Origin of the sequence: Klebsiella sp. X1-16S-Nf21, assembly GCF_002837615.1 — a bacterium.
In the GTDB taxonomy this organism is placed as follows: Bacteria; Pseudomonadota; Gammaproteobacteria; order Enterobacterales; family Enterobacteriaceae; genus Klebsiella; species Klebsiella variicola.
On the sequence record NZ_PJDK01000083.1, the window covers coordinates 1 to 22,401 of the forward strand.

20 protein-coding genes are annotated in these 22,401 nt (G+C 58.3%); 7 read left to right on the plus strand and 13 right to left on the minus strand.

The features are described 5' to 3' along the window. Positions 1-397: nucleoid-associated protein (locus CW267_RS25620; protein WP_206054962.1), on the plus strand; the 397-nt coding region annotated here is incomplete at its 5' end. Between the two features lie 19 nt (positions 398-416). Here the strand turns inward: CW267_RS25620 and CW267_RS25625 are convergent. Continuing rightward, the gene (locus tag CW267_RS25625; RefSeq protein WP_008803996.1) at positions 417-1,178 is read right to left on the minus strand and encodes a DeoR/GlpR family DNA-binding transcription regulator; all 762 of its coding nucleotides are present in this window, start codon (positions 1,176-1,178) and stop codon (positions 417-419) included. 81 nt (positions 1,179-1,259) lie between these two features. Here CW267_RS25625 and CW267_RS25630 point away from each other — a divergent pair, with 81 nt between their 5' ends. After that, positions 1,260-1,856, plus strand: a complete 597-nt coding sequence (locus CW267_RS25630) for an NUDIX domain-containing protein (protein WP_016161564.1) — start codon at positions 1,260-1,262, stop codon at positions 1,854-1,856. A 20-nt stretch (positions 1,857-1,876) separates the two neighbouring features. Here the strand turns inward: CW267_RS25630 and CW267_RS25635 are convergent, their stop codons facing one another. Next, positions 1,877-3,163 carry a serine hydrolase domain-containing protein gene (locus CW267_RS25635; RefSeq protein ID WP_023323039.1) on the minus strand — a complete coding sequence of 429 codons (1,287 nt, stop codon included), beginning with the start codon at positions 3,161-3,163 and terminating at the stop codon, positions 1,877-1,879. Positions 3,164-3,266: 103 nt separating this feature from the next. On the opposite strand from CW267_RS25635, the gene CW267_RS25640 reads away from it, so the two are divergent. Continuing rightward, positions 3,267-4,154, plus strand: a complete 888-nt coding sequence (locus CW267_RS25640; RefSeq protein WP_008803999.1) for a LysR family transcriptional regulator — start codon at positions 3,267-3,269, stop codon at positions 4,152-4,154. A gap of 58 nt (positions 4,155-4,212) precedes the next feature. Here CW267_RS25640 and rplY read toward each other — a convergent pair whose 3' ends face one another. Next, on the minus strand, positions 4,213-4,497 hold the full coding sequence (gene rplY / locus CW267_RS25645) for a 50S ribosomal protein L25 (protein WP_008804000.1): 285 nt from the start codon (positions 4,495-4,497) through the stop codon (positions 4,213-4,215). 136 nt (positions 4,498-4,633) lie between these two features. Beyond that, a complete protein-coding gene (locus tag CW267_RS25650; RefSeq protein ID WP_012541014.1) occupies positions 4,634-6,391 on the minus strand; it encodes a DEAD/DEAH box helicase in 1,758 nt (585 codons plus the stop codon). 146 nt (positions 6,392-6,537) lie between these two features. On the opposite strand from CW267_RS25650, the gene rsuA reads away from it, so the two are divergent. The 3 genes from rsuA (at position 6,538) to CW267_RS25670 (ending at position 9,125) form a co-directional block, all read left to right on the plus strand. Further along, on the plus strand, positions 6,538-7,257 hold the full coding sequence (rsuA, locus tag CW267_RS25655) for a 16S rRNA pseudouridine(516) synthase RsuA (protein WP_008804002.1): 720 nt from the start codon (positions 6,538-6,540) through the stop codon (positions 7,255-7,257). Further along, positions 7,254-8,450, plus strand: coding sequence for a Bcr/CflA family multidrug efflux MFS transporter (locus CW267_RS25660; protein WP_008804003.1), 1,197 nt, complete (start codon positions 7,254-7,256; stop codon positions 8,448-8,450). Before rsuA ends, CW267_RS25660 begins: the two co-directional genes overlap by 4 nt. Before the next feature lie 330 nt (positions 8,451-8,780). Beyond that, complete coding sequence (locus CW267_RS25670) at positions 8,781-9,125, plus strand: YejG family protein (protein WP_002912974.1); 345 nt, start codon at positions 8,781-8,783, stop codon at positions 9,123-9,125. A 3-nt stretch (positions 9,126-9,128) separates the two neighbouring features. Here the strand turns inward: CW267_RS25670 and yejF are convergent, their stop codons facing one another. From yejF to CW267_RS25715, 9 genes are all read right to left on the minus strand, one after another. Then, complete coding sequence (yejF, locus tag CW267_RS25675) at positions 9,129-10,718, minus strand: microcin C ABC transporter ATP-binding protein YejF (RefSeq protein ID WP_100781307.1); 1,590 nt, start codon at positions 10,716-10,718, stop codon at positions 9,129-9,131. 1 nt (position 10,719) lies between these two features. After that, entirely contained in the window at positions 10,720-11,745 is a 1,026-nt protein-coding gene (locus tag CW267_RS25680) for a microcin C ABC transporter permease (protein WP_012967542.1), read from the minus strand. Continuing rightward, positions 11,745-12,839, minus strand: coding sequence for a microcin C ABC transporter permease YejB (locus tag CW267_RS25685; RefSeq protein WP_008804006.1), 1,095 nt, complete (start codon positions 12,837-12,839; stop codon positions 11,745-11,747). Before CW267_RS25685 ends, CW267_RS25680 begins: the two co-directional genes overlap by 1 nt. A gap of 9 nt (positions 12,840-12,848) precedes the next feature. Beyond that, complete coding sequence (locus tag CW267_RS25690) at positions 12,849-14,654, minus strand: extracellular solute-binding protein (protein WP_012967543.1); 1,806 nt, start codon at positions 14,652-14,654, stop codon at positions 12,849-12,851. 68 nt (positions 14,655-14,722) lie between these two features. Next, complete coding sequence (locus CW267_RS25695; RefSeq protein WP_012541019.1) at positions 14,723-16,285, minus strand: cyclic di-GMP phosphodiesterase; 1,563 nt, start codon at positions 16,283-16,285, stop codon at positions 14,723-14,725. Positions 16,286-16,473: 188 nt separating this feature from the next. Next, positions 16,474-17,043: a bifunctional murein DD-endopeptidase/murein LD-carboxypeptidase gene (gene mepS, locus CW267_RS25700; protein WP_004201653.1), complete on the minus strand. Its 570-nt coding sequence runs from the start codon at positions 17,041-17,043 to the stop codon at positions 16,474-16,476. A 426-nt stretch (positions 17,044-17,469) separates the two neighbouring features. Next, a complete protein-coding gene (locus CW267_RS25705) occupies positions 17,470-18,183 on the minus strand; it encodes a phosphatase PAP2 family protein (RefSeq protein WP_165787472.1) in 714 nt (237 codons plus the stop codon). 37 nt (positions 18,184-18,220) lie between these two features. Beyond that, positions 18,221-19,198, minus strand: coding sequence for a CobW family GTP-binding protein (locus CW267_RS25710; RefSeq protein WP_012967545.1), 978 nt, complete (start codon positions 19,196-19,198; stop codon positions 18,221-18,223). A 120-nt stretch (positions 19,199-19,318) separates the two neighbouring features. Beyond that, on the minus strand, positions 19,319-20,785 hold the full coding sequence (locus CW267_RS25715; RefSeq protein ID WP_032736034.1) for a mannitol dehydrogenase family protein: 1,467 nt from the start codon (positions 20,783-20,785) through the stop codon (positions 19,319-19,321). A 207-nt stretch (positions 20,786-20,992) separates the two neighbouring features. On the opposite strand from CW267_RS25715, the gene uxuA reads away from it, so the two are divergent. Next, on the plus strand, positions 20,993-22,183 hold the full coding sequence (gene uxuA, locus CW267_RS25720; protein ID WP_008804012.1) for a mannonate dehydratase: 1,191 nt from the start codon (positions 20,993-20,995) through the stop codon (positions 22,181-22,183). The last annotated feature ends 218 nt before the right edge of the window (positions 22,184-22,401 follow it).

Here is a 22,401-nt window from a genome sequence, read left to right on the forward strand (position 1 = left end):
GGTGGATGACTTCGCCGCCGATGCTCAGCTTGATAAATCCGAGCGACAGAATGTGCGTCAGCAGGTCTACGCGTACTGTAACGAACAGCTGCAGGCCGGGGAAGAGATTGAGCTGGAGTCGCTGTCCAAAGAGCTCGCCGGCGTCAGCGAAAAGAGCTTCCAGGAATTCACTGCCGCGCAGGGCTATGAGCTGGAAGAGAGCTTCCCGGCGGATCGCAGCACCTTACGCCAGCTGACCAAGTTTGCCGGCAGCGGCGGCGGATTGACCATTAACTTCGACGCCATGCTGTTAGGTGAACGCGTATTCTGGGATCCCGCCACCGATACCCTGACCATTAAGGGCACCCCGCCGAACCTGCGCGACCAGCTGCAGCGCCGGACGTCCGGCGGCAATTAAGCCCCATGCCCTGTCGGCGCTATCGCTGAACGGGGATGATCTCCACGCCGCACTGCACCAGCTGCTGGCGCAGCGCGGCGTCGGGTTCACCGTCGACGATAAGCGTACTGGCGAGGCTCAGTTCGCCGATGGCAAAGGCTGACGCGGCGTTGAGCTTCTCCCGGGACGCCATCACCACGGTTTCCGCCGCTCTGGCCGCCAGTGCGCGTTTGATGCCCGCTTCTTCATAATCACCGGTAGTGAAACCTGCCCGCGGGTGGATGCCGGTCACCCCCATAAAGAACAGATCGGCATTGATCCGCGCCATACCCGCCAGCGTCTCGGCGCCCACAGCGACGACCGAATGTTTAAACACTTTGCCCCCGAGCAGGATCACCTCGATTCGCGGGTGGTCCACCAGCGCCACGGCGATGCCGGGGCTGTGGGTGACCACCGTACAGTTCAGTTCCGCAGGTAAAAAGCCGATCATTGCTGCAGTGGTGGTGCCGCCATCGACAATCACCACCTGTCCAGGCTGGATCAGCGCAGCGGCGGCGCGGGCGACCGCCTGCTTGGAGGCGATCTGCACGCTTTTGCGCGTTTCAATAGGCGCAATAGCGGCAGAAACCGGCAGTGCGCCGCCGTGGACCCGCTGCAGTTTTCCTTCCGCCGCCAGCTCGCGCAGATCGCGGCGAATGGAGTCCTCGGAGACGTTGAACCGCTGGCTTAGCTCCCCGGACATCACCTGTTTTTCCTCGGTGAGGATCTGGAGGATCTGCTGTTTTCTCTGACTGGCGAGCATGATTTTTCCTTCACGAATGATCTTGTTTGTGCCTGATTATGCATGTTATGGTGCCAGCTGTCATCTCAAAGGGGATATAACATGCAAACTCACGCACCGCACGTCCGCCACGTTCGCGAGACGCTGCTCTCTGACAACTGGTACACCCTGAAAAAATATACTTTTGAACTGCTGCGCCGGGACGGTTGCTGGCAGGAGCAGAGCCGGGAAGCCTATGATCGCGGCAACGGCGCGGTCATTTTACTCTATAACCGTGAGAAGCGGACGGTGGTCCTGACGCGCCAGTTCCGATTTCCGGTATTTACCCACGGTCATGATGGGTATCTGATTGAGGCTGCCGCCGGGCTGCTGGATAACGCCTCGCCGGAGGCGCGGATCGTTGCCGAAGCGGAAGAGGAGACCGGCTTTCGCGTGACGCGGGTCGAACCCGTCTTCACTGTCTTTATGAGTCCAGGCTCCGTGACCGAGAAGCTCTACTTTTTTATCGCGGAATATCAGGCCGATGACCGTCGGGGCGACGGCGGCGGGTTGGCGGCAGAAGGTGAGGATATTGAAGTGCTGGAGTGGCCGCTGGCGCGGGCGCTGCAGGCTATTCGCGATGGCGAGATCATGGATGCGAAAACGATAATGCTGTTGCAGCATCTGGCGCTGAATGCCGATACGCTCCTCGCCAGCTAAGCGGCAAGGAGCAGGGGAGATTAGCGCAATTCGCGGGCAATGGCGCTGTACATCAGCGCCGCTTCCAGCGGCTGGGCGTTGAAGGACGGTTCCGCCTGCGGCCAGGTCGACCACTGGACGATCACCAGATGTTCCGCGCGGTTCACCATGATCACCTGGCCATAGATCCCCAGCGCCCACAGCGAGCCCTGCAGTCCTTCCTGCGGCGTCGGCTGTACGTGTTGCGCATTGGCCGGAATGGCGTTGTTCCACCACTGATAGCCGTAGATACCTTGCGGATGCGCTGCTGAAACCGAGTTTAGCGCTTTTGTCCAGCTTGCGGCCTGGTCGAACCAGCCAGCGGGCACCAGCTGTTTGCCGTTGCTTAACCGACCATCGCGGGCGACAAACTCGCCAAAGCGGCCCCAGTCTTCGAGGGTGGCGTTAAAGCCGTGGGCGCCAACATCATGCTTCCCTTGCTGATAAGCATGCCATACGCCATCGTGGGCCATACCCGCAGGCTGCCACAGCGACTGCTCAAGCCAGGCGGCCAGCGACATACCGGTCGCGCGTTCCAGCACATCGCCCAGCAACCAGGCGCCGCCGGAAGAGTAGGACCACTGCTCGCCTGCCGGGTGTTTGCGCGACAGTGCCGATACGATTTTACGTACGCAATCATAGGCGCCGGGCTGCGCTTCACATTGGGTCAGGCGGGCAAAGTGCGACTGCGGATTGGTGTAATCTTCATTCCAGTCCACGCCGCTGGTATGTTGAATGAGCTGCCTGAGCGTTACACCGTCCCAGGCGGTGCCTTTTAGTTCGGGTTCATAAACGGTAATCAGGTCATCGAGGGAGTGGATTTTCCCCTGCTGAATGGCGATGCCCACCAGCGTCGAAACCACCGATTTCCCCACCGAGCGAGAGGTCCACAGCGTGGTATCGGTGTTGCCGTTGCCAAGGTATTTCCAGGCGACTTTGCCATCTTTCAGCACCAGCATGCCGCTGACGTTCTCGCGCTTCAGGTAATCCTGTAGCGTCCAGGTGTGGCCGTTGAGGGTATAGCTGGCGTGGGTCAGTGGCTTTTCAGCACGCTCCAGCGGGACCGCTGCGCCGTGGCGGAAGACGTCTCCGGCATAATTGCGATAGTCGTTACGAAAGCCAACGACGCGTGACGCCTGATCCCAGGTGAGCATGTCTTTGGCCGCGGGTAGCGTTTGGTCGTAAGGGGTGGGGCAGACATCCAGCGTCAGGTCGCCGCAGTTTTGCGCCATCGCCGCCGCCGGCAGCGCCGCCAAAATTAACGCCAGAGCCAGTGGTTTTTTTATCATTTTTATTTCCTCGTTTGCCATAGATTCGCTGCGCAGTATATAAATCGGCTCGCGAAGGCTAAAATCAGCATAGGGGGGATTTTCCCCCGCAAGGGAGAGAGGGATGAAAACCCTGCAGTATTCTTTCGCACAGATTGAGGCCTTCGCCACCATCGCCGAAACTGGCAGCCTGTCGCAGGCGGCCATTCGTTTAGCTAAAGACCGGACCACGCTTCGCGATCTGCTGGACTATCTGGAAGATGCGCTGGGCTACCGGCTGTTCAGCCGTGAAGGGCGTAGCCTGACGCTAACCGCCGAAGGCGAGCAGCTTTTTCGCCAGGCACACCTGCTGTTGCGTCAGGCGCAGGCTTTCGAGTCTTTTGCGCAAACGCTGCCGCAAACGGCCTGGCAGGCGTTACGTCTGGTGTACGATCCCTTCGTGCCGCGTGAATTTCTCTGTTTGCTGGCTGATACGCTTGCCCGGCGGCAGATCCGTTTAAGCTGCTGGAGCGCCTCGCGGCGCGAAGCCGAGCAGGCGCTGAGCGAGGGCATCGCGGATATGGCCATTTGCCAGGCTAATAATCGTACGCTGGGCAGCGAAATGGAGTGGCGGGCGCTGGGCACCGTTGATTTACGTTTTTACGCCGCGCAAGGATTGTTTACTGACGCCGCACGGCCGCTGACATTGCTGAATTTATCGCTAACGCCACAGCTGGTGATGCACCGGCGCAGTGACGATCAGATCGCCCGCCGGCTACAGATATCAGGCCATACGCTGTATATGAATGAAATCGCGCTGCTGCGCCATGCGATGGAGCAGGGGATGGGCTGGGGATTTTTACCGGAACATTTACGGCCAGGCGAGTGGCAGGGGGTTGCTGAAATAGCTACCGAGGTCGGCAGTCAGGGACTGAACGTGACCATGGTGATGCTCTGGCTGCCCGGCATGAATAAGCACCGGATGCTGAGCGACCTCGTGGACGAGGCGCCGGAACTTTGGCGGCGCCGATAACAAAACGCCCCGGGTCAGAAGACACCAGGGCGTTTGCCATACAACTTGCTATCGGCGATTACGCGCGAACGAAGTCGATGTGGGTCAGTTTCGGCTTGAACGCGTGACGCTGAACAGCCTGAACTTTAACTTTCTCTTCTTTGCCATCGATAACGAGGGTCACAACTTCGCCGTAAAATTCAGCTTTATCCTGCATGTTCCACAGTTTGTCGTGATCCAGTTCGATAGCAACCGGAGCAGCTTCGCCACCGTAGATGATTGCCGGGAACTTGTTAGCTGCGCGCAGGCGGCGGCTCGCACCCTTACCCTGCTCTTTACGTACTTCTGCGTTGATAGTAAACATTGATGTCTCTCTATATATAAAGCCTGCAACAGGCGACCCAGCTGCAGGCAGATTATCTGCTTTGCGAATGCAAAAGCGGGCGGCATTATAGCCGCCAATCGGCACAGCGGCAATCAAAACCTCAGTTTTTGGCGGATTAACGCAGCTCATTGGCGCGACGGAAACGGCCCTGATAATCGAAAACTTTTTCCCGCACCTGCCAGTATTGCCCCTTCATTCGGGCGACGACAAAGTCAGGATGGCGCAGCAGCGCCTGCTGGGCAATGATATCCGCCGGGGTTATCCAGCGTAACGGCACGCCCGGCGTACGGGTATGCGGGCGGATAAACAACTGCTCAAAGGCGGTACGCTGGGCGGGCGTTTGCAGACGGAAGCGCTCACTCACGTCGGCGCCGTCCTCATCATAGTAGGTGATTTTCAGCCACGGGCCTTTCTCGTCGCTACCGTGCTGCATAGCCATACCGCTGCAGCGCAGCACCAGCGCGTCCTTTAGCTTCAGCGCCGCCTTCAGCATATCGTCCGGGTCGACCAAAATCGTGTCGCACTCGCGGCAGCGGCGGGCGGCGATATCGTTTTCCGCGTTGCACTGCGGGCAGTTTTTGAAGCGAAAGCGGAAGTCGCACTGTTCGCGGTGGCCGTCATCATCTTCAAACCAGCCCTGGCAGCGGCGGCCAAAATGCTCAATCAAGGTGCCGTCGGCGGTGGTTTTGCCCCAGAAGGTGTTGGCGAAGCCGCAGGCCGGGCAGAAGACCTGCACCGGCACGTTGTCGCTTTTCCCCTTCGGCGTCCCCACTTCCGGGGCGTACAGGTCATGCGGGTTGCCGGCGTAGTCGAGGATCAGGCAGTCGGTTTTGCCCGGCGCCAGGCGCAGGCCGCGGCCAACGATCTGTTGGTAAAGACTCACCGACTCGGTGGGGCGGAGGATGGCGATCAGGTCAACGTGCGGGGCGTCGAAGCCGGTGGTCAACACCGCGACGTTCACCAGATAGCGATACTCCTGCGCTTTAAACGCCTCGATAATGCGATCCCGCTCTGGTCCAGGCGTTTCCCCGGTGATCAGCGCGGCTTGCGCCGCCGGCAGCAGACCGGTCACTTCCCGGGCGTGTTCCACGGTGGCGGCGAAGATCATCACCCCTTTACGGCTTTCGGCGAACTCCACGATCTGGCTGACGATATGCGGTGTTATGCGCTGCTGTTTTTTCAGTTCGTGGTTAAGATCGGCTTCGCTGAACAGGCCGTTGCTTTGCGCCTGCAGACGGCTGAAATCGTACTGCACCACCGGCATATCAAGGCGTTCCGGTGGCGTCAGGTAGCCGTGCTTAATCATATAGCGCAGCGGCAGCTCATAGATGCAGTCGCGAAACAGTGCTTTCTCATCGCCACGTACCATGCCGTGGTAGTGAAACTGATAGATCCAACCCTTGCCGAGGCGGAACGGGGTGGCCGTCAGGCCGAGCAGCCGGAGCTGAGGATTCACCTGCCGCAGGTGGCTTATGATCTGTTGATACTGGCTGTCGTCGTCATCGCTGATACGGTGGCATTCATCGACGATGAGCAGCGAAAATTCACTGTGAAACTGATCGAGGTTGCGCGCCACCGACTGCACGCTGCCGAACACCACTTTGCCGTGGCTCTCTTTACGCTGCAGACCAGCGGCAAAGATATCCGCCTCGAGGCCAAGGGCGCAGTATTTCGCATGGTTCTGCGCCACCAGCTCTTTGACGTGGGCCAACACCAGCACGCGGCCGCGGGCCAGCCGGGCAAGCTCGGCAATCACCAGGCTTTTGCCCGCGCCGGTGGGCAGGACAATGGTCGCCGGCTCGGTATGGCGACGAAACCAGGCGAGGGTGGCATCGACGGCTTCTTGTTGGTAGGGGCGTAATGTAAAAGTCATGAATTCACGGGGCTAATTAACTCGCGAATAGTATGCCATGAATCTTTTCCCTTGAGTGGTGTTAAGAGCCCGTTATACTAGCCAGTGAAATTCTTCTTTTTCGGGCGAGTTGCCCGCTCCAGCACTATTACAGGCTAAAAAAATTCATGCGACTTGATAAGTTTATCGCTCAGCAGCTTGGCGTCAGCCGGGCTATTGCCGGGCGTGAAATCCGCGGCAGCCGTGTTACCGTGGACGGCGACATTGTGAAAGATGCCTCTTTTAAGCTCCAGCCAGAGCACGAGGTGGAATATGATGGTAATACGCTGACCCAGCAGAACGGCCCCCGTTATTTTATGCTGAACAAGCCGCAGGGTTACGTCTGTTCCACCGACGATCCCGATCATCCGACTATCCTTTATTTCCTCGATGAGCCGGTGGCGCACAAGCTGCACGCCGCCGGGCGCCTGGATATCGACACCACCGGGCTGGTGCTGATGACCGATGACGGCCAGTGGTCGCACCGCATTACCTCGCCGCGCCACCATTGTGAAAAAACCTACCTGGTGGAGCTGGAAAGCCCGCTGGCGGAAGGGACCGCAGAGCTGTTTGCCAAAGGCGTCCAGTTGCACAATGAAAAAGATCTCACTAAGCCGGCAGTGCTGGAAGTGATCACCCCGACCGAAGTGCGCCTGACCATCAGCGAAGGGCGCTACCATCAGGTGAAACGCATGTTCGCCGCCGTGGGCAACCATGTGGTTGGCCTGCACCGGGAGCGCATCGGCGATATCCTGCTGGATGACGCGCTGGCGCCGGGTGAATATCGTCCGCTGACGGAAACGGAAATCGCCAGCGTAGGCGCCCCGCAGGCACGGAGTAAAACGTGACAGTGAAGCAGAATTCTTCTCTGGGAATTGTGTTTATCCTCGGCCTGCTGGCCATGCTGATGCCGCTGTCGATCGATATGTATCTTCCGGCGCTGCCGGTGATCGCCGCCCAGTACAACGTCCCGGACGGCAGCGCGCAGATGACGCTCAGCACCTATATCCTGGGCTTTGCGCTGGGTCAGCTGCTGTACGGGCCGATGGCAGACAGCCTTGGTCGCAAACCGGTGATCCTCGGCGGGACGCTGGTGTTCGCCGCGGCGGCGGTGGCTTGCGCCCTGTCGCAGACCATCGATATGCTCATTGTCATGCGTTTCTTCCACGGTCTGGCGGCCGCGGCCGCCAGCGTGGTGATCAATGCCCTGATGCGCGATATCTATCCGAAAGATGAGTTTTCACGGATGATGTCGTTTGTCATGCTGGTGACGACCATTGCGCCGCTGGTGGCGCCGATGGTCGGCGGTGCGGTGCTGGTCTGGTTTAGCTGGCATGCCATCTTCTGGATCCTCGCGCTGGTGGCCCTGCTCGCCTCGCTGATGATCGGCCTGTTTATCCGCGAAACGCTGCCAGCTGACAGGCGTCAGCCGTTCCATCTGCGCACCACGCTGGGTAATTTTGCCACCCTGTTCCGTCACAAGCGGGTGCTGAGCTATATGCTGGCGAGCGGCTTTAGCTTCGCCGGCATGTTCTCTTTCCTCAGTGCCGGGCCTTTCGTCTATATCAATATTAACCACGTTGCGCCTCAGCACTTTGGTTACTATTTTGCGCTGAACATTGTTTTCCTGTTCCTGATGACCATGTTCAACAGCCGGTTTGTGCGGCGGGTGGGGGCGTTGCGCATGTTCCGGGCCGGGCTGTGGATCCAGTTTGCCATGGCGGTATGGATGGTGGTTTGCGCGCTGCTGGACGTCGGCTTCTGGTCGCTGGTGATCGGCGTGGCGGCCTTTGTCGGCTGCGTATCGATGGTGTCGTCTAACGCCATGGCGGTGATCCTCGATGAGTTTCCGCATATGGCCGGCACCGCTTCGTCACTGGCCGGAACGTTTCGTTTTGGTATCGGGGCGATTATTGGCGCGCTGCTGTCGATGGCGACGTTTACCACCGCCTGGCCAATGCTGATCTCTATTGCCTTCTGCGCAACCTGTTCTATTTTCTTCTCGCTTTACGCTTCCCGTCGGCGAAAAATCGCACACTAGGTCACATTTTCAGGGGCGAAATCGCCCCTTTCTTGATACATGTCAACCAGAATGAGCTTCAGGGTTCTGCGATTTGTTTCCTTTATGTAAAATCAATTAGTGTAAAAAGTCGCATTGTTGCGATAAAAAAGTTGTTTTGGATCACAGAAACGGGTACATATAGCGCCAATCGGCTCGCCGGGTATAAAAATAACGCGCTGGATTATAAGTGCTTAGCCCTGGCCCGCCGCGGCTGTAAACGTTTTCTGCGTCAAGGCAGGACTATTTGTCAACAGTGTGTTAATATTGATGTAAATTTATTGTGAAGCCTTTTGCTTCCGGGGAAACCACGTGAATACACAACAACTCTCTATCGTACACCGTCTGCCGCAGAGCTATCGCTGGCTGGCCGGTTTTGCGGGTTCCAGAGTTGAACCGATTCCGCAAAACGGCGCGCAGAACGAGAACAGTCTCGTTGCCCTGAAGTTGCTGAGTCCGGACGGTGAGAAAGCCTGGCCGGTTATGCATAAGCTCAGCCAGGCGTTAAGCGACATCGAAGTCGACTGTTCAGTCCTTGAGTGCGAAGGCGAACCGTGCCTGTTCGTTAACCTGCAGGATGAATTCGCCGCCACCTGTCGTCTGAAAAATTTTGGCGTGGCCATCGCCGAGCCCTTCTCCGGCAACAACCCCTTCTGACCGTCAGCTCAGCGCCAGCAGCTGGCGGGTATACTCGTGTCGGGGTGCGCTGAAGACGGACTGGCACTCGCCCTGTTCAACCACCTCTCCCTGACGCAGCACCATCACCTGATGACACAGCGCCCGCACCACGCGTAAATCATGACTGATAAAAATATAGGCCAGCTGATGCTTTTGCTGTAATGCTTTCAGCAGATTCAGGATCTGCGCCTGAACGGTTTTATCCAGTGATGAGGTCGGCTCGTCGAGGACGAGCAGCTGCGGCTTGACGATCAACGCTCTGGCGATGGCGATACGCTGGCGCTGGCCACCGGAGAAGGCTGCCGGGTAGCGCTGGCGGCTGGCCGGATCGAGGCCGACCTCCTGCATGGCGAGGATCACTGCCTGTTCGCGTTCGGCTGCCGTCAGCGTCGGCTGGTGGACGCGCAAGCCTTCCTCAATGATCTGCTGCGCCGTCAGGCGCGGATTGAGCGACGAGTTCGGATCCTGAAAAACCACCTGCATTTGTCGGCGCAGCGGCAGCAGCTGTCGGCGGTTACGCCCCTGAATCGGCTGGCCGGCAAAGGTTATCCTGCCCTCGGATGAGATCAGGCGCAGCAGCGCCAGACCGGTGGTGCTTTTTCCCGATCCCGATTCGCCCACCAGGCCCAGCGTCTCGCCGGCGCGTAGCTGAAAACTGAGGCTGTTGACCACCCGATGGTGATCGACCACCCGGCGCAGGATCCCTTTGCGAACAGGAAATGCCACGTTTAAATCATCCGCCTGCAGCAGCACCGGGGCATCGACGGCCAGCGGCACCGGCTCACCGTCTGGTTCGCTATCCAGCAGGCGTTGGGTGTAGGGATGCGCCGGCGCGCTGAACAGCGCCCGACAGTCATTTTGTTCCACACAGCGGCCGTTCTGCATCACCGCTACCCGGTCAGCCAGCTGACGGACAATGCTCAGGTTATGGGTGATAAACAGCAACCCCATGTTCAGCTCCCGCTTTAGCTCGCGCAGCAGTTGCAAGATCTGCGCCTGCACTGACACGTCCAGGGCGGTGGTCGGTTCATCGGCGATCAGCAACTCCGGGCGCGTCAGCAGCGCCATGGCGATCATCACCCGCTGGCGCTCGCCGCCGGAGAGCTGATGCGGATAGGCCGCCAGACGCCGCGGCGCCTGACGGATCCCGACGCGCTCCAGGCAGTCGAGGATCTCCCCGCGCGCCGCCTCTTTGCGCATTCCCCGGTGTAACGACAGCACCTCATAGAGCTGTTTTTCCAGGGTATGCAGGGGGTTGAGCGACACCATTGGCTCCTGAAAGATCATCGCGATCCGGTTGCCGCGCACGCCGCGCAGGGTCGACTCATCCGCATGCAGCAGCGACTGGCCATGAAAGCGGATATCGCCGCTGGGGTAGCTGGCCGGCGGGGTGGGGAGCAGTCGCAGCACCGACAGCGCGGAGATGCTTTTTCCTGAGCCGGATTCGCCCACCAGCGCCAGCGTCTCACCAACTGCCACCTCGAGCGACAGATTGTGCACCACGGTCTGCGTCTCGCCCTGCTGGCGAAAGGCAATAGAGAGATTGTCGATAGCTAATAGTGGGAGGGTCATATTACACCGCCTTACTCGGGTCAAAGGCGTCGCGAACCGCTTCACCAATAAAAATCAGTAGCGTCAGCAGTACGGCGACGGAGAGAAACGCGGCAATGCCCAGCCAGGGCGCCTGCAGGTTGTTTTTTCCCTGCAGCAGCAGCTCCCCGAGAGAGGGGGAGCCGAGCGGCAGACCGAAGCCGAGAAAATCCAGCGACGTCAGGGTGGTAATGGAGCTGCACAGGATAAAAGGCAGGAAGGTGAGGGTCGCCACCATTGCGTTAGGCAACATATGCCGCAGGATGATCTGCCGGTCGCTGACCCCTAGCGCCTGCGCCGCCCGGATGTAGTCGTAGTTGCGGGTGCGAAGAAATTCAGCGCGCACCACGCCCACCAGCGTCATCCAGCCAAAAAGGACGGTGATCGCCAGCAACCACCAGAAGCCCGGCTGCACGACGCTGGAGAGCAGGATGATCAGAAACAGGGTCGGCATCCCGGACCAGACTTCGATAAAGCGCTGGCCCCAGAGGTCGATTTTGCCGCCATAGTAACCCTGTATCGCCCCGGCCAGCACCCCCAGCACGCTGGAGAACAGCGTCAGCAGCAGACCGAAGAGCACCGAGATGCGCGTACCATAGAGGATCCGCGCCAGCACATCTCCGCCGTTGGCGTCGGTGCCAAGCCAGTTGCTGGCCGAGGGCGGTGACGGAAAGGGGACGGTGCTGGCAAAATTAATCGTCGTGGCGCCGAAGCGCACCGGCGGCCATAGCGCCCAGCCGTGGGTGGACAGCTGGTGCTGCAGCCAGGGATCCTGATAGTCGGCGGCGGTAGCGAACGCGCCGCCAAAGGTTTGCTCGGTGTAGTTTTTTAACACCGGAACATACAGCTGGCCCCGGTACTGCACCAGCAGCGGGCGATCGTTGGCCAGCAGCTCGGCGCCGAGGCTGCAGAAGAAGAGAATTAAAAACAGCCACAGCGACCAGTAGCCGCGACGGTTGTGACGAAAGCGCGCCCAGCGGGCCTGATTAACGGGACTGAAGAAAGACATTAGCGGCCCTCAAAATCAATGCGCGGGTCGACCAGCGTATAGCTGATATCGCTGACGATATTCAGCAGCAGGCCAATCAGAGTGAAAATATAGAGCGTGCCGAACATCACCGGATAGTCGCGGGAGACCGTCGCTTCATAGCCCAGCAGACCCAGGCCGTTCAGCGAGAACATCACTTCGATCAGCAGCGAACCGGTAAAGAACATACTAATAAAGGTGGCCGGGAAGCCGGCGATCACCAGCAGCATGGCGTTGCGGAACACATGTCCCCAGAGGATCTGTTTCTCACCGACGCCTTTGGCGCGGGCGGTGACCACATACTGTTTGCGGATCTCATCGAGGAAGCTGTTTTTGGTCAGCATGGTCAGGGCGGCAAAGCCGCCGATCACCGTCGCCAGCACCGGCAGGGTGATGTGCCACAGGTAATCGAGGATCTTCTGATACCAGGGAAGGGTGTCGAAGTTCGGTGAGACCAGACCGCGCAGCGGGAAGAGGTCGAAATAGCTGCCGCCGGCAAAAATCACGATCAGCAGGATGGCGAACAGAAAGGCGGGGATCGCATAGCCAATAATAATCAGCGTGCTGCTCCAGATGTCAAAGCGGCTGCCGTTGCTGACCGCTTTGCGAATACCCAGCGGAATGGAAACCAGGTAGATAATCAGCGTACTCCACAGTCCGAGGCTCACCGAGACCGGCAGGCTGTCTTTAATCAGCTGCAGTACTGAGGCGCTGCGAAACAGGCTGTCGCCAAAATCAAAGCGCAGATAATCGCCCAGCATCTTCAGGTAACGCTCGTGCAGCGGCTTGTCAAAGCCGTAGCGGTGGGTGATCTCGGCGATGACTTCCGGATCAAGGCCCCGCCCACCGCGATAGTGCCCCTCGCTGATGTTCCCTGCGCCGGTTCGGGCATGGCTGGCGCCCATCCCGCCGTCGCCGGCACCCGGCATCCCGCCGTGCTGACCAAATTCGATGGCGGCGATGGCCTGATCGACCGGGCCGCCGGGTGCGATTTGCACAATAAAAAAGTTAATGGTGATGATGGCCCACAGGGTGGGGATCACTAACAGCAAACGGCGGATCAGGTAGCTGCCCATGGGATGTCCTTAACGTCTGTCCGCGGGGAGGGTGGCCGCTTTGTTCACGTCGTACCACCAGGTATCGAGCCCGGAGGAATAAATGGGGCGGGTCTCGGGGAAAGAGAACTTATTCCACCACGCGGTGCGGTCCTGCGCCATATACCACATCGGCAGCATGTAGTTATTCCAGGTGAGCACGCGGTCCAGCGCCCGACCGAGGGGGATCAGTTTCTGCTTATTGCCCTGCCACTGCAGGATCTGCGCAATCAGCTTATCCACTACCGGGCTTTGCACCCCCGGTGCGTTATAGCTGGAGTGAATATAGTCTGAGGCCCAGGAGATTTGCAGGTCGGTGCCGGGCCAGGGCATGGCACGCCACAGGCTCGGCATCATGTCGTAATCACGGCTGCGGCGACGGTTGCTGTACTGCGAGTTATCAACCTGACGAATATCCATGACGATCCCCAGGCGCTGCAGGTTGTGCTGAAACGGCAGCACCCAGCGGTCATTGCCACCGGCTGGCATCAGCAGTTCAAAGCGCAGCGGCTTGCCGGTGGCGGCGTTGACCCGGCGCTGGTTTTTTACCGTCCAACCCGCCGCATTGAGCAGGGCGTCGGCTTTGAGTAAGTTGTCGCGGTCGAAGCCATCGCCACGGGAGACCGGCGGCTGGTAAACCTGGCTGAAGACCTCCGGGGGCAGTTCGTTTTTCATCGGCGTCAGCAGGGCCAGCTCGGCGGCGTCGGGCAGGCTGCGGGCGGCATATTCGGTGTTCTGGAAATAGCTGTTGGCGCGCTGATAGGCGCTGTAAAACAGCGCCTTGTTCATCCATTCAAAATCGAACGCCAGGGTAATGGCCTCCCGCACCCGGCGATCGGCAAAAACCGGGCGCTGAATATTGAACGCCAGCCACTGGGTATCCTGCGCCGAGGTATTTGTATGCTCATCTTTAATAATGTAGCCGCGGCTGAAGTTGCGACCGACGTAGCGGGTAGCCCAGTTTTTGGCGACGGTCTCTTCCCGGCGATCGACGGCTCCCGCTTTAAAGGCTTCGAAAGCGACATTGTCGTCGAGATAATAGTCATAGCGCAGCGTATCGAAATTCCAGCGACCCCGGTTGACCGGCAGGTCGGCCGCCCAGTAGTCGGCGACGCGTGAATAGATAATGTATTGCCCCATTCGCCAGGCGCTGATGCGGTATGGCCCGCTGGCCAGCGGCGGCTTCGACAGCGGGTCGCTGAGTTTGTGCTGGCGCCAGAACGACTCAGGCATCACCGGCAGGCTCAGCAGACTCAGCATGTTCTCTTTGCCGGGCTGGCCGAGGTCGATTCGTACGGTCAACGGGGCGATGGCCTTAACGGTGGTGCCTTTATAAAACAAGCGGAACTGTGGCACCCCTTCGGTCATAAACTTGTTGAAGGTAAATGCAACGTCCTGGGCGGTGATTGGCGTGCCGTCATGGAAGCGGGCGTGCGGGTTGAGAGCGATCTCCATCCAGGAATAGTCCTCGGCATAGCGCGCCCGCTCGGCAATCAGCGGGTAGTAGCTGCCGGGCTCATCATCCGAGGTGGTGAACAGGGTATCGTAGAGCGCCTCAGTGCGCACGGCGGGATTGCCGCGCAGTGCGTAGCGGTTGAAGTTATCAAAGGTGCCGATCGCCGCCAGGGTGAGGGTGCCGCCTTTCGGCGCCTCAGGATTGACATAATCAAAATGGCTGAAGCTGGCGGCGTATTTGGGTTCACCGATAATCGCAAAGGCGACGCTTTCTTTTATTGTTTGCGCCTTAGCGCTAAGGCTAAACAGAGCAAGCAGAATTAAAAAGAGGCGCGCATACATAGGCGGCAGAATACCTTGTCACGGTCGGCCCCCATAGCCGACCTCTGTTCCCGCATCATATGTGAGACTTAGCGCGTTGTGAAATAATTCGCAGGTTCATCATGCGCGGCGACCAGCGCCTCCAGCGATAGCGGACGGCTTATCCAGTACCCTTGCAGGAAATTGACGCCCTGGGCACGAAGCCACTCCGCCTGTTCCTGGGTCTCCACTCCTTCAGCGACGGTCATTAATTTCAGCCGGCGGCTGAGGGTCAGTACCGCATCCAGCACCGGCGAGGTCACGGTTTCGGTGCCAATCGCCTGCACAAAGCCGCGATCGATCTTCAGATAATCGAAGTTATAGCGTTCGAGATAAATCAGCGCGCTATGCCCGGTACCAAAATCATCTATCGCGATTTCAAAACCCTGCTGGTGGAGCCAGGCGAAGTTAGCGATCGATTTTTCTTTATCAATCATGGCCCGCTCGGTCACCTCCAGCACCACGTGAAAATGGTCGGCGGGCAGCGCGGCGGCAAAGCGCAGCATATCGTCGCGGAAGCTGTCAGCCTGCAGATGGGCAGGGGAAATATTCAGCCCCAGCTTGACGCCGCGCGGCAGGATCCGTTTAAGCACTTGACCATCGCTGGCGATCAGCGCCAGCAGGTGATGGGTCAGCGGCACGATCATCTGCTGGGTTTCCGCCAGATTAATAAAGACGTCGGGCGGGATTTCACCCACCACCGGATGGCGCCAGCGCATGAGCACCTCCACGCCGCTGATACGCAGGGTCTGGGCATTCACGACCGGCTGATAGACGACGTAGAACTGGTTATTTTTGATCCCCAGCAGTATCGATTTTCGCGGATCGGATTTGATCGTCAGCACGTAATAACAGAGCAACCCCGCCAGCAGGCCGCACACTACCCCGAGCAACAGGGCAAACTGTGTATTTTCCGCCAGCCAGCTGTTGGCATACAGGTAGACCTTCAGCGGTAAACCGTCGATCTGTACCTGGCGGATCGGTTCGTTATGCAGGGTTTGCGGATCCACCAGCCGATTACTGAAGGTGGAGATGGCGGTGTGACCGATGGCCAGCGCAATACCGCTGAAATCATTTTGTCGTGCGGAATAGAGGATGTACGGCGTGAGATTGGCGTTGATCGATACGAAAATGCCGCTGTTTGCATCATCGGGTTTGCTGACCCATAACGCCAGCGCTGCGCTTTTCGGCATCATCGGCGTACCCGGCAAAATCGCCATATCAACGGGTTTGCGAATATCGATCGCCGGGATAAGCTGAGTAAGGGGCGTATTCATGGCCCCTGTCGCCGAGGAGCAAAAGACGACGCCGTTTTTAACCAGCAGAAACGCGCGAACGTTGGGGCTGAAAGCGGCATGGGAGGTGAGTCCGGAGTCGATATTCTCGCAGGGCTGATCCACCAGCGGCTGCAGGCCATCAATGGTTTCACGGAGATCGTGAAAATAGCTTTTCAGGTAAGTGTCAACGTTGTTGAGAATGGCGTCGAAACGCTCTGCCCGGTTATGGTAAATCACCATAAACTGAATGCAGCCGGCCAGCAGCGCGACGATAATCCCCACGCACAGGCTGGTTAACCAGATTTTACGCTGGGGTGAAAAGTAGCGAGTAAGCATAGCTATAGTCTTTCCGTGTTATTGAATCCCATCAACGGTTTGTCGGTCGTCGTTTTTCTCATTCCCACTTAAAAGACATAGCTTATTTTGCGGCGTTCAGAATCAGGTGGCAAAAAAAAACACTGCCGGGGCAGTGTTTTTTTATCCCGCCTCCAGCCAAGGGATAACCGGCGGCGGTAGAGGACAGTTTACGAGCGGCTCAGAACTCGACGCGCTTCGTTGTAGCGCTTTTTCCAGTACGGTTCATCCATGCTGGAGATGGTCACCCCGCTGCTGGTGGAGGCGTGAACGAACTGGTTGTTGCCGAGATAGATCCCGACGTGGCGGCCGGTAGAGCCGGCGCGGAACAGAACCAGATCGCCAGTACGCAGCTGGGTACGGGAAATCGATTTTCCGGTTTCCTGCTGTTCAGAGGTTGAACGCGGCAGTTCCAGACCAAATTGTTCGCGGAAGGTGCGCTGCACAAACGCTGAGCAGTCGATACCTTTACGGGTGCTGCCGCCGAGGCGGTAACGCACGCCTTTCCAGCTGGCATACTGATCCATTAAACGGGACTTCACGTCCAGGTTACGGACCATCGTTTCAAATTCATCCTGAGAGGCTTGCAGTGATGATAAATCGCCACTACCCACAGCATGCGTCTCAGAATGCATATTCCTGGCGGTACTTGTTGAACTACACGCGGAAAGCAGAACCGCTACTGCAATCGCGGGGGCTACCCGCAAGATGTATCTCAAAATCGGCTGAGATTTGACCATGCTGTTTATTTTCCCTTGTTGTCCTTAACGACAATGTCGTTATAAAAAATGCCAAACGTGTTAGAGCCTAAATACCCATCCGCAATGAGACAATTCCTTAAGCTTAAATTTGTGCAGTCACGCACAAATTTATTCATGCCCTGAATTAATGTTGCGGAAAAGGCAAAACGAGAACGAGATTACCCTATCAAACGCCGCATGGCGAGCGGTTTTGCGCGATTTCTTATAAGTATTTTGGTGACAAAAAGTGAATCATCGGGAAAGGACAAAATAGCGCCAGTATCGGGTAAAAAACAGACAATTCCTTCATTTGTCACGGGATTAATGTGACAAGAAGATGAACATCATGTTGAAAAAAAGCGCAATTGAAAAAGGGGACCCAAAAGGTCCCCTTATAGATAATGACGCCAGACGGCGACCACGACATTATTTGGCCGATATTCCGCCGGGCAGAGAGCTATCGAAAAGGGCGATCAATTTATCGCTCAGCGGTGTCATCAATACCCACGGCGCGCCAATCAGCACGGCGGTCAGGGAGCCGACGGCAATATCGCTGAACCAGTGAGCGCCAATCATGACGCGCGGGAAAGCAAAGACCACAAATATCACCAGCGCCACGGTTAGCGCGCGGCGGCCGAAATAGCGCCACATAAAGCTCGCGAAGATCAGCAGCATCATCCCATGATCGCCAGGGAAGCTGTCCTTGGAGGCGTCTTTGGTGGGGAAATTGACGACATCGCTGACGCGGGTGACATCGTGGAAAAACAGCGACGGGCTGGCGCGCTGTACCGGCATCAGGTGCTGCGCCAGCTGGTTAATGATCACCGCGGCCAGCAGCATCACCAGGCCCATGATGGCAATCTGGCGACGGCCTGCTGGCGGCGCTTTAAGCCAGTAGCGGAGCATCAGGCAGCCCATCGCCAGCAGCGAACAGGCGTCGAAGGCGCGATTGTTGATGATCGCCAGCAGCCAGGCATAGGCGTGGCTGAGGCTGACGCCATGGTTAAAGAAATGGAAGATCGCGGAGTCGACCGGCGACCAGGCGCCGTGGTTGACCGGCAGATACCAGGAGCAAAATAGCGCCACACCCGCGATGTTAAGCAGCAGAATTAAAGGAATTCGGTTTTTCATCATAGCCATTGCGATTTTGTGACAGTCGGCGGCAACCTTAGCCGCCTCAACTTAAACGAAGCCTCAACAGTGAGGTCTGGAGCGCGTTCCAGTCGGCTTCGTTCGCCGAGATAAGCTCGATTCGGCTATCGGGTGGGGGGACGCTCAGAGTCTCGATATGCCAATCCTCGCCCTGGCGGTTGATCCTCACGGCCCCTTCGGCAATGCGCATCACGCCTTTGACGCGCGCCACGGGCGCCAGCCGTGCCCATTCGAGCAGGCCGATGGTCTCAAAGACCGTTTCCGCGTCGAAAATCCAGCCGCAGGCCTGATAGCCCTGGCCGCTGTTGAGGTGGCGGCGCCAGCGCTGGTGCTCGGGCAGGCTGAGTGCGGCGAGACCGCTGGTCGGGCGAGAGTGGTGAACATGCTCCGCGCTCGCCGGCAACGGGGCGGTGTTGCGGCGCGGCTCATCGAGCAGGGCGAGGTCGATATTACCCTGGGTTGTCGACACCTTGCGACGATCGCCGCCCCAGCGCTGCCACCAGTCGGCCAACGCCTGGGCGCTTTCGGGCGTTTCCCGATCGTTTTTATTGGCCACAATGATGTCCGCCGCGGCCAGCTGATCGCGGAAATTGTCGTTATTGACGACTTTTTCATCCAGCAGCTGACGGGGATCGAGGATGCACACCGTAGCGCGTAGATCGATCCAGGGTTCATACACCGCTGCGGTGAGGATATCGAGGATCTGCTTCGGATGGCCAAGGCCGGTGGGTTCGATCAGCAGGCGATCGGGTTTACCCTGGCGCAGCAGGGTATTCAGCCCAACCTGCATCGGCAGGCCGTTAACGCAGCACATGCAGCCGCCGGGGATCTCTTTGAGCAGGGCGCCGCTGTCGGCCAGCAGCGCGCCGTCTATCCCGACTTCGCCAAACTCATTCACCAGTACGGCCCATTTTTCATCCGCAGGCTTCTGCGCCAGCAGATGAAGAATTGAGGTCGTCTTACCGCTGCCGAGAAAGCCGGTGATCAAATTGGTTCTGGTCACTCTTTTCTCCAGGATAAATGTAATGTTGTAACAGTTACGCCTATCCTGACGAAAAAAGGGGGAAAAGAGAAGTCCTGAGGCGGACAGAAGAAGATTCTGTCCGCATAAGCGCAAATATTGTTAAGAATTTAGCGCGCGGGCCACGGCCTCGCGGGCACCGTGCGTCGCCAGTTGCTGCCAGGCGGCGCGGATCCCGGCGACAAACTGCGCGTTGTGCGGCAGGTCGCGGCCAAATATTACCTCCAGACCCAGTAGCGCATCGACGCGCTGCTGCTCATCGCTCTGCGCCACCCGCTGCTGGATCTTGTCGACCAGCGGATCGCGCACGTCGATCGTCTGACCCGCGTCGTCCGTACCACTGACGTAGCGCATCCAGCCGGCAACGCCGAGGGCCAGCAGCGGCCAGCGGCTGCCGCGCTCAAGATGTACGCGGATGCCGTCGAGCATGCGCTGGGGCAGTTTCTGGCTGCCGTCCATGGCGATTTGCCAGGTGCGATGTTTGAGCGCCGGATTACTGAAGCGGTCGATGAGGCTGTCGGCATAGGCCTCGAGATCGACGCCGGTAATGGTCAGCGTCGGAGCCTGTTCGTCAAGCATCAGCTGGCGAGCGGCGCGGCGGAAAACGTTATCCTGCATGCAGTCGCTGACGTGCGCATGACCTGCCAGATAGCCAAGCCAGGCGAGAAAAGAGTGGCTGCCGTTGAGCATCCGCAGCTTCATTTGCTCCCAGGGCAGCACGTCGTCGGTCATCTGCACGCCGGCCGTCTCCCAGGCCGGTCGTCCGGCGACGAAGTGGTCTTCGACCACCCACTGAATGAAGGGTTCGCAGCTGATGGCGCAGGGATCGTCGACCCCCAGCACGGCGGCGATTTCCGCCAGCGACTCGGCGGTGGCCGCAGGAACAATGCGATCCACCATGGTGCCCGGGAAGCTGACATTATCGGCGATCCAGTTCGCCAGCGCCGGGCTGCGTTTTTCCGCCATACCGAGGACGGCATTTTTCACCACGTGGCCGTTGTCGGGAATGTTATCGCAGGAGAGCACGGTAAAGGGCGGCAGGCCCCGGTCCCGGCGGCGGGCCAGCGCTTCCACTAAAATACCGGGAGCCGACTGCGGCAGCGTCGGATTCTCCAGATCGTGAACGATGCGCGGATGCGTCGGATCCAGCTTGCCGGTCGCCGGATCGATGCAATAGCCTTTTTCGGTGATGGTCAGCGAGACAATCGCCACCTGCGGCTCGCAAAATTTTTCGATAATTGCCGCCAGCGAATCGAGCCTGGCGTTCAGGCATTCGTGCACCGCGCCGATCACGATGGGCTGGTTACCGTCGGCGCCTTTTTCCAGCACGGTAAACAGATGGTCCTGTTCGCGAAGCTGGCTCATCAGCGTATCGCCACTGAACAGACTGATTTCACAGATCCCCCAGTCGCCACCGACGTTATTCAGCACGCGATCGGTCAGCAGCGCCTGGTGCGCGCGATGAAACGCGCCAAAGCCGAAATGGACAATACGCGAGCGGAGCTGGCTGCGATCGTACTGAGGACGTTGCACGTTTTCCGGTAGCGTAGCGGTTGCAATTGTTGTCATTCTTTACACACCTGTTTAACTGCTTATTAACAATGCCAGTCTAAAGTTATATGACAGGAAATTAAATTGGTAAGCCGAAATTATCCGCTGACTGTGAGCTGGATCAATCAATGCGCCGGCACTGTTTGCAGCCTGAGAAGAAACATGTATGGTAGTCGTCATGAGTGTCGCCATTATTGGTATAACAACTTTTGTGAGGGCATAGCGATGGAACAAACCTGGCGGTGGTATGGGCCGAACGATCCAGTATCGCTTGATGATGTACGGCAGGCAGGGGCGACCGGCGTCGTGACTGCGCTGCACCATATTGCAAACGGTCAGGTCTGGCCGGTAGAGGAGATTAAAGCGCGTCAGGCGCTGTTAGCGGCAAAAGGGCTGACCTGGTCGGTCGTCGAAAGCATTCCGGTGCATGAGGATATTAAAACCCACAGCGGGGAGTATGCGACCTGGATTGCCAACTATCAGCAGAGCATCCGCAACCTCGCGGCCTGCGGCATCGATACCGTATGCTACAACTTTATGCCGATCCTCGACTGGACGCGCACCGATCTGGAATATGAGCTGCCGGACGGTTCCCGGGCGCTGCGTTTCGATCAGATCGCCTTCGCCGCCTTTGAACTGCATATCCTCAAACGCCCGGGCGCGGAAGGAGATTATAGCGAAGAAGAGCAGCGTCAGGCTGAGGTTTATTTCAAGGCGATGAGCGAAGCGGACATCGAGAAACTGACCCGCAATATCATCGCCGGCCTGCCGGGAGCGGAAGAGGGTTACACCCTTGACCAGTTCCGCGCGCGCCTGGCGGAATATGACCACATTGATAAAGCGCAGCTGCGCGAGAATATGGCCTACTTCCTGCGGGCTATCGTGCCGGTGTGCGAAGAGGTAGGCATCCGCCTGGCGGTGCATCCGGACGATCCGCCGCGGCCGATCCTTGGCCTGCCGCGTATCGTGTCGACCATCGAAGATATGCAGTGGCTGAAAGAGACAGTGGACAGCATCAATAATGGCTTCACCATGTGTACGGGATCGTATGGCGTCCGCGCCGATAACGATCTGGTGAAGATGGTGGAGACCTTTGGCGATCGCATCCATTTCACCCATCTGCGATCTACCTGTCGTGAAGCGAACCCGAAAACCTTCCACGAGGCGGCGCACCTTAGCGGCGACGTCAATATGGTGGCGGTGGTGGATGCGATTCTGCGTGAAGAGCAGCGGCGTAAGCAGGCTGGCGATCTGCGCCCGATCCCGTTCCGTCCGGATCATGGTCATCAGATGCTTGACGATCTGCGCAAGAAAACCAACCCAGGCTATTCGGCGATTGGCCGTCTCAAGGGGATGGCGGAAGTGCGTGGCGTCGAGCTGGCGCTGAAAATGACCAAATACCCTGAACTGTTGTAATCGCGGTAACAGGGATAATAAAAGGGACAGCCAGCGGCTGTCCCTTTTTACTGTCGGGGCGTCAGCCGGGTCGGGTAAGTGAAGCGTCATTACCCGACAAAATAACGGCGCAATGGGGTAGATACGGTGATCGGTTTGCAACAGTGTCGACCCTGGAAAAACCTGTGTTCTCTGTTATTTCCGGGCAGATTGCGCTCCCGATATTTCTTCTGCGTTAT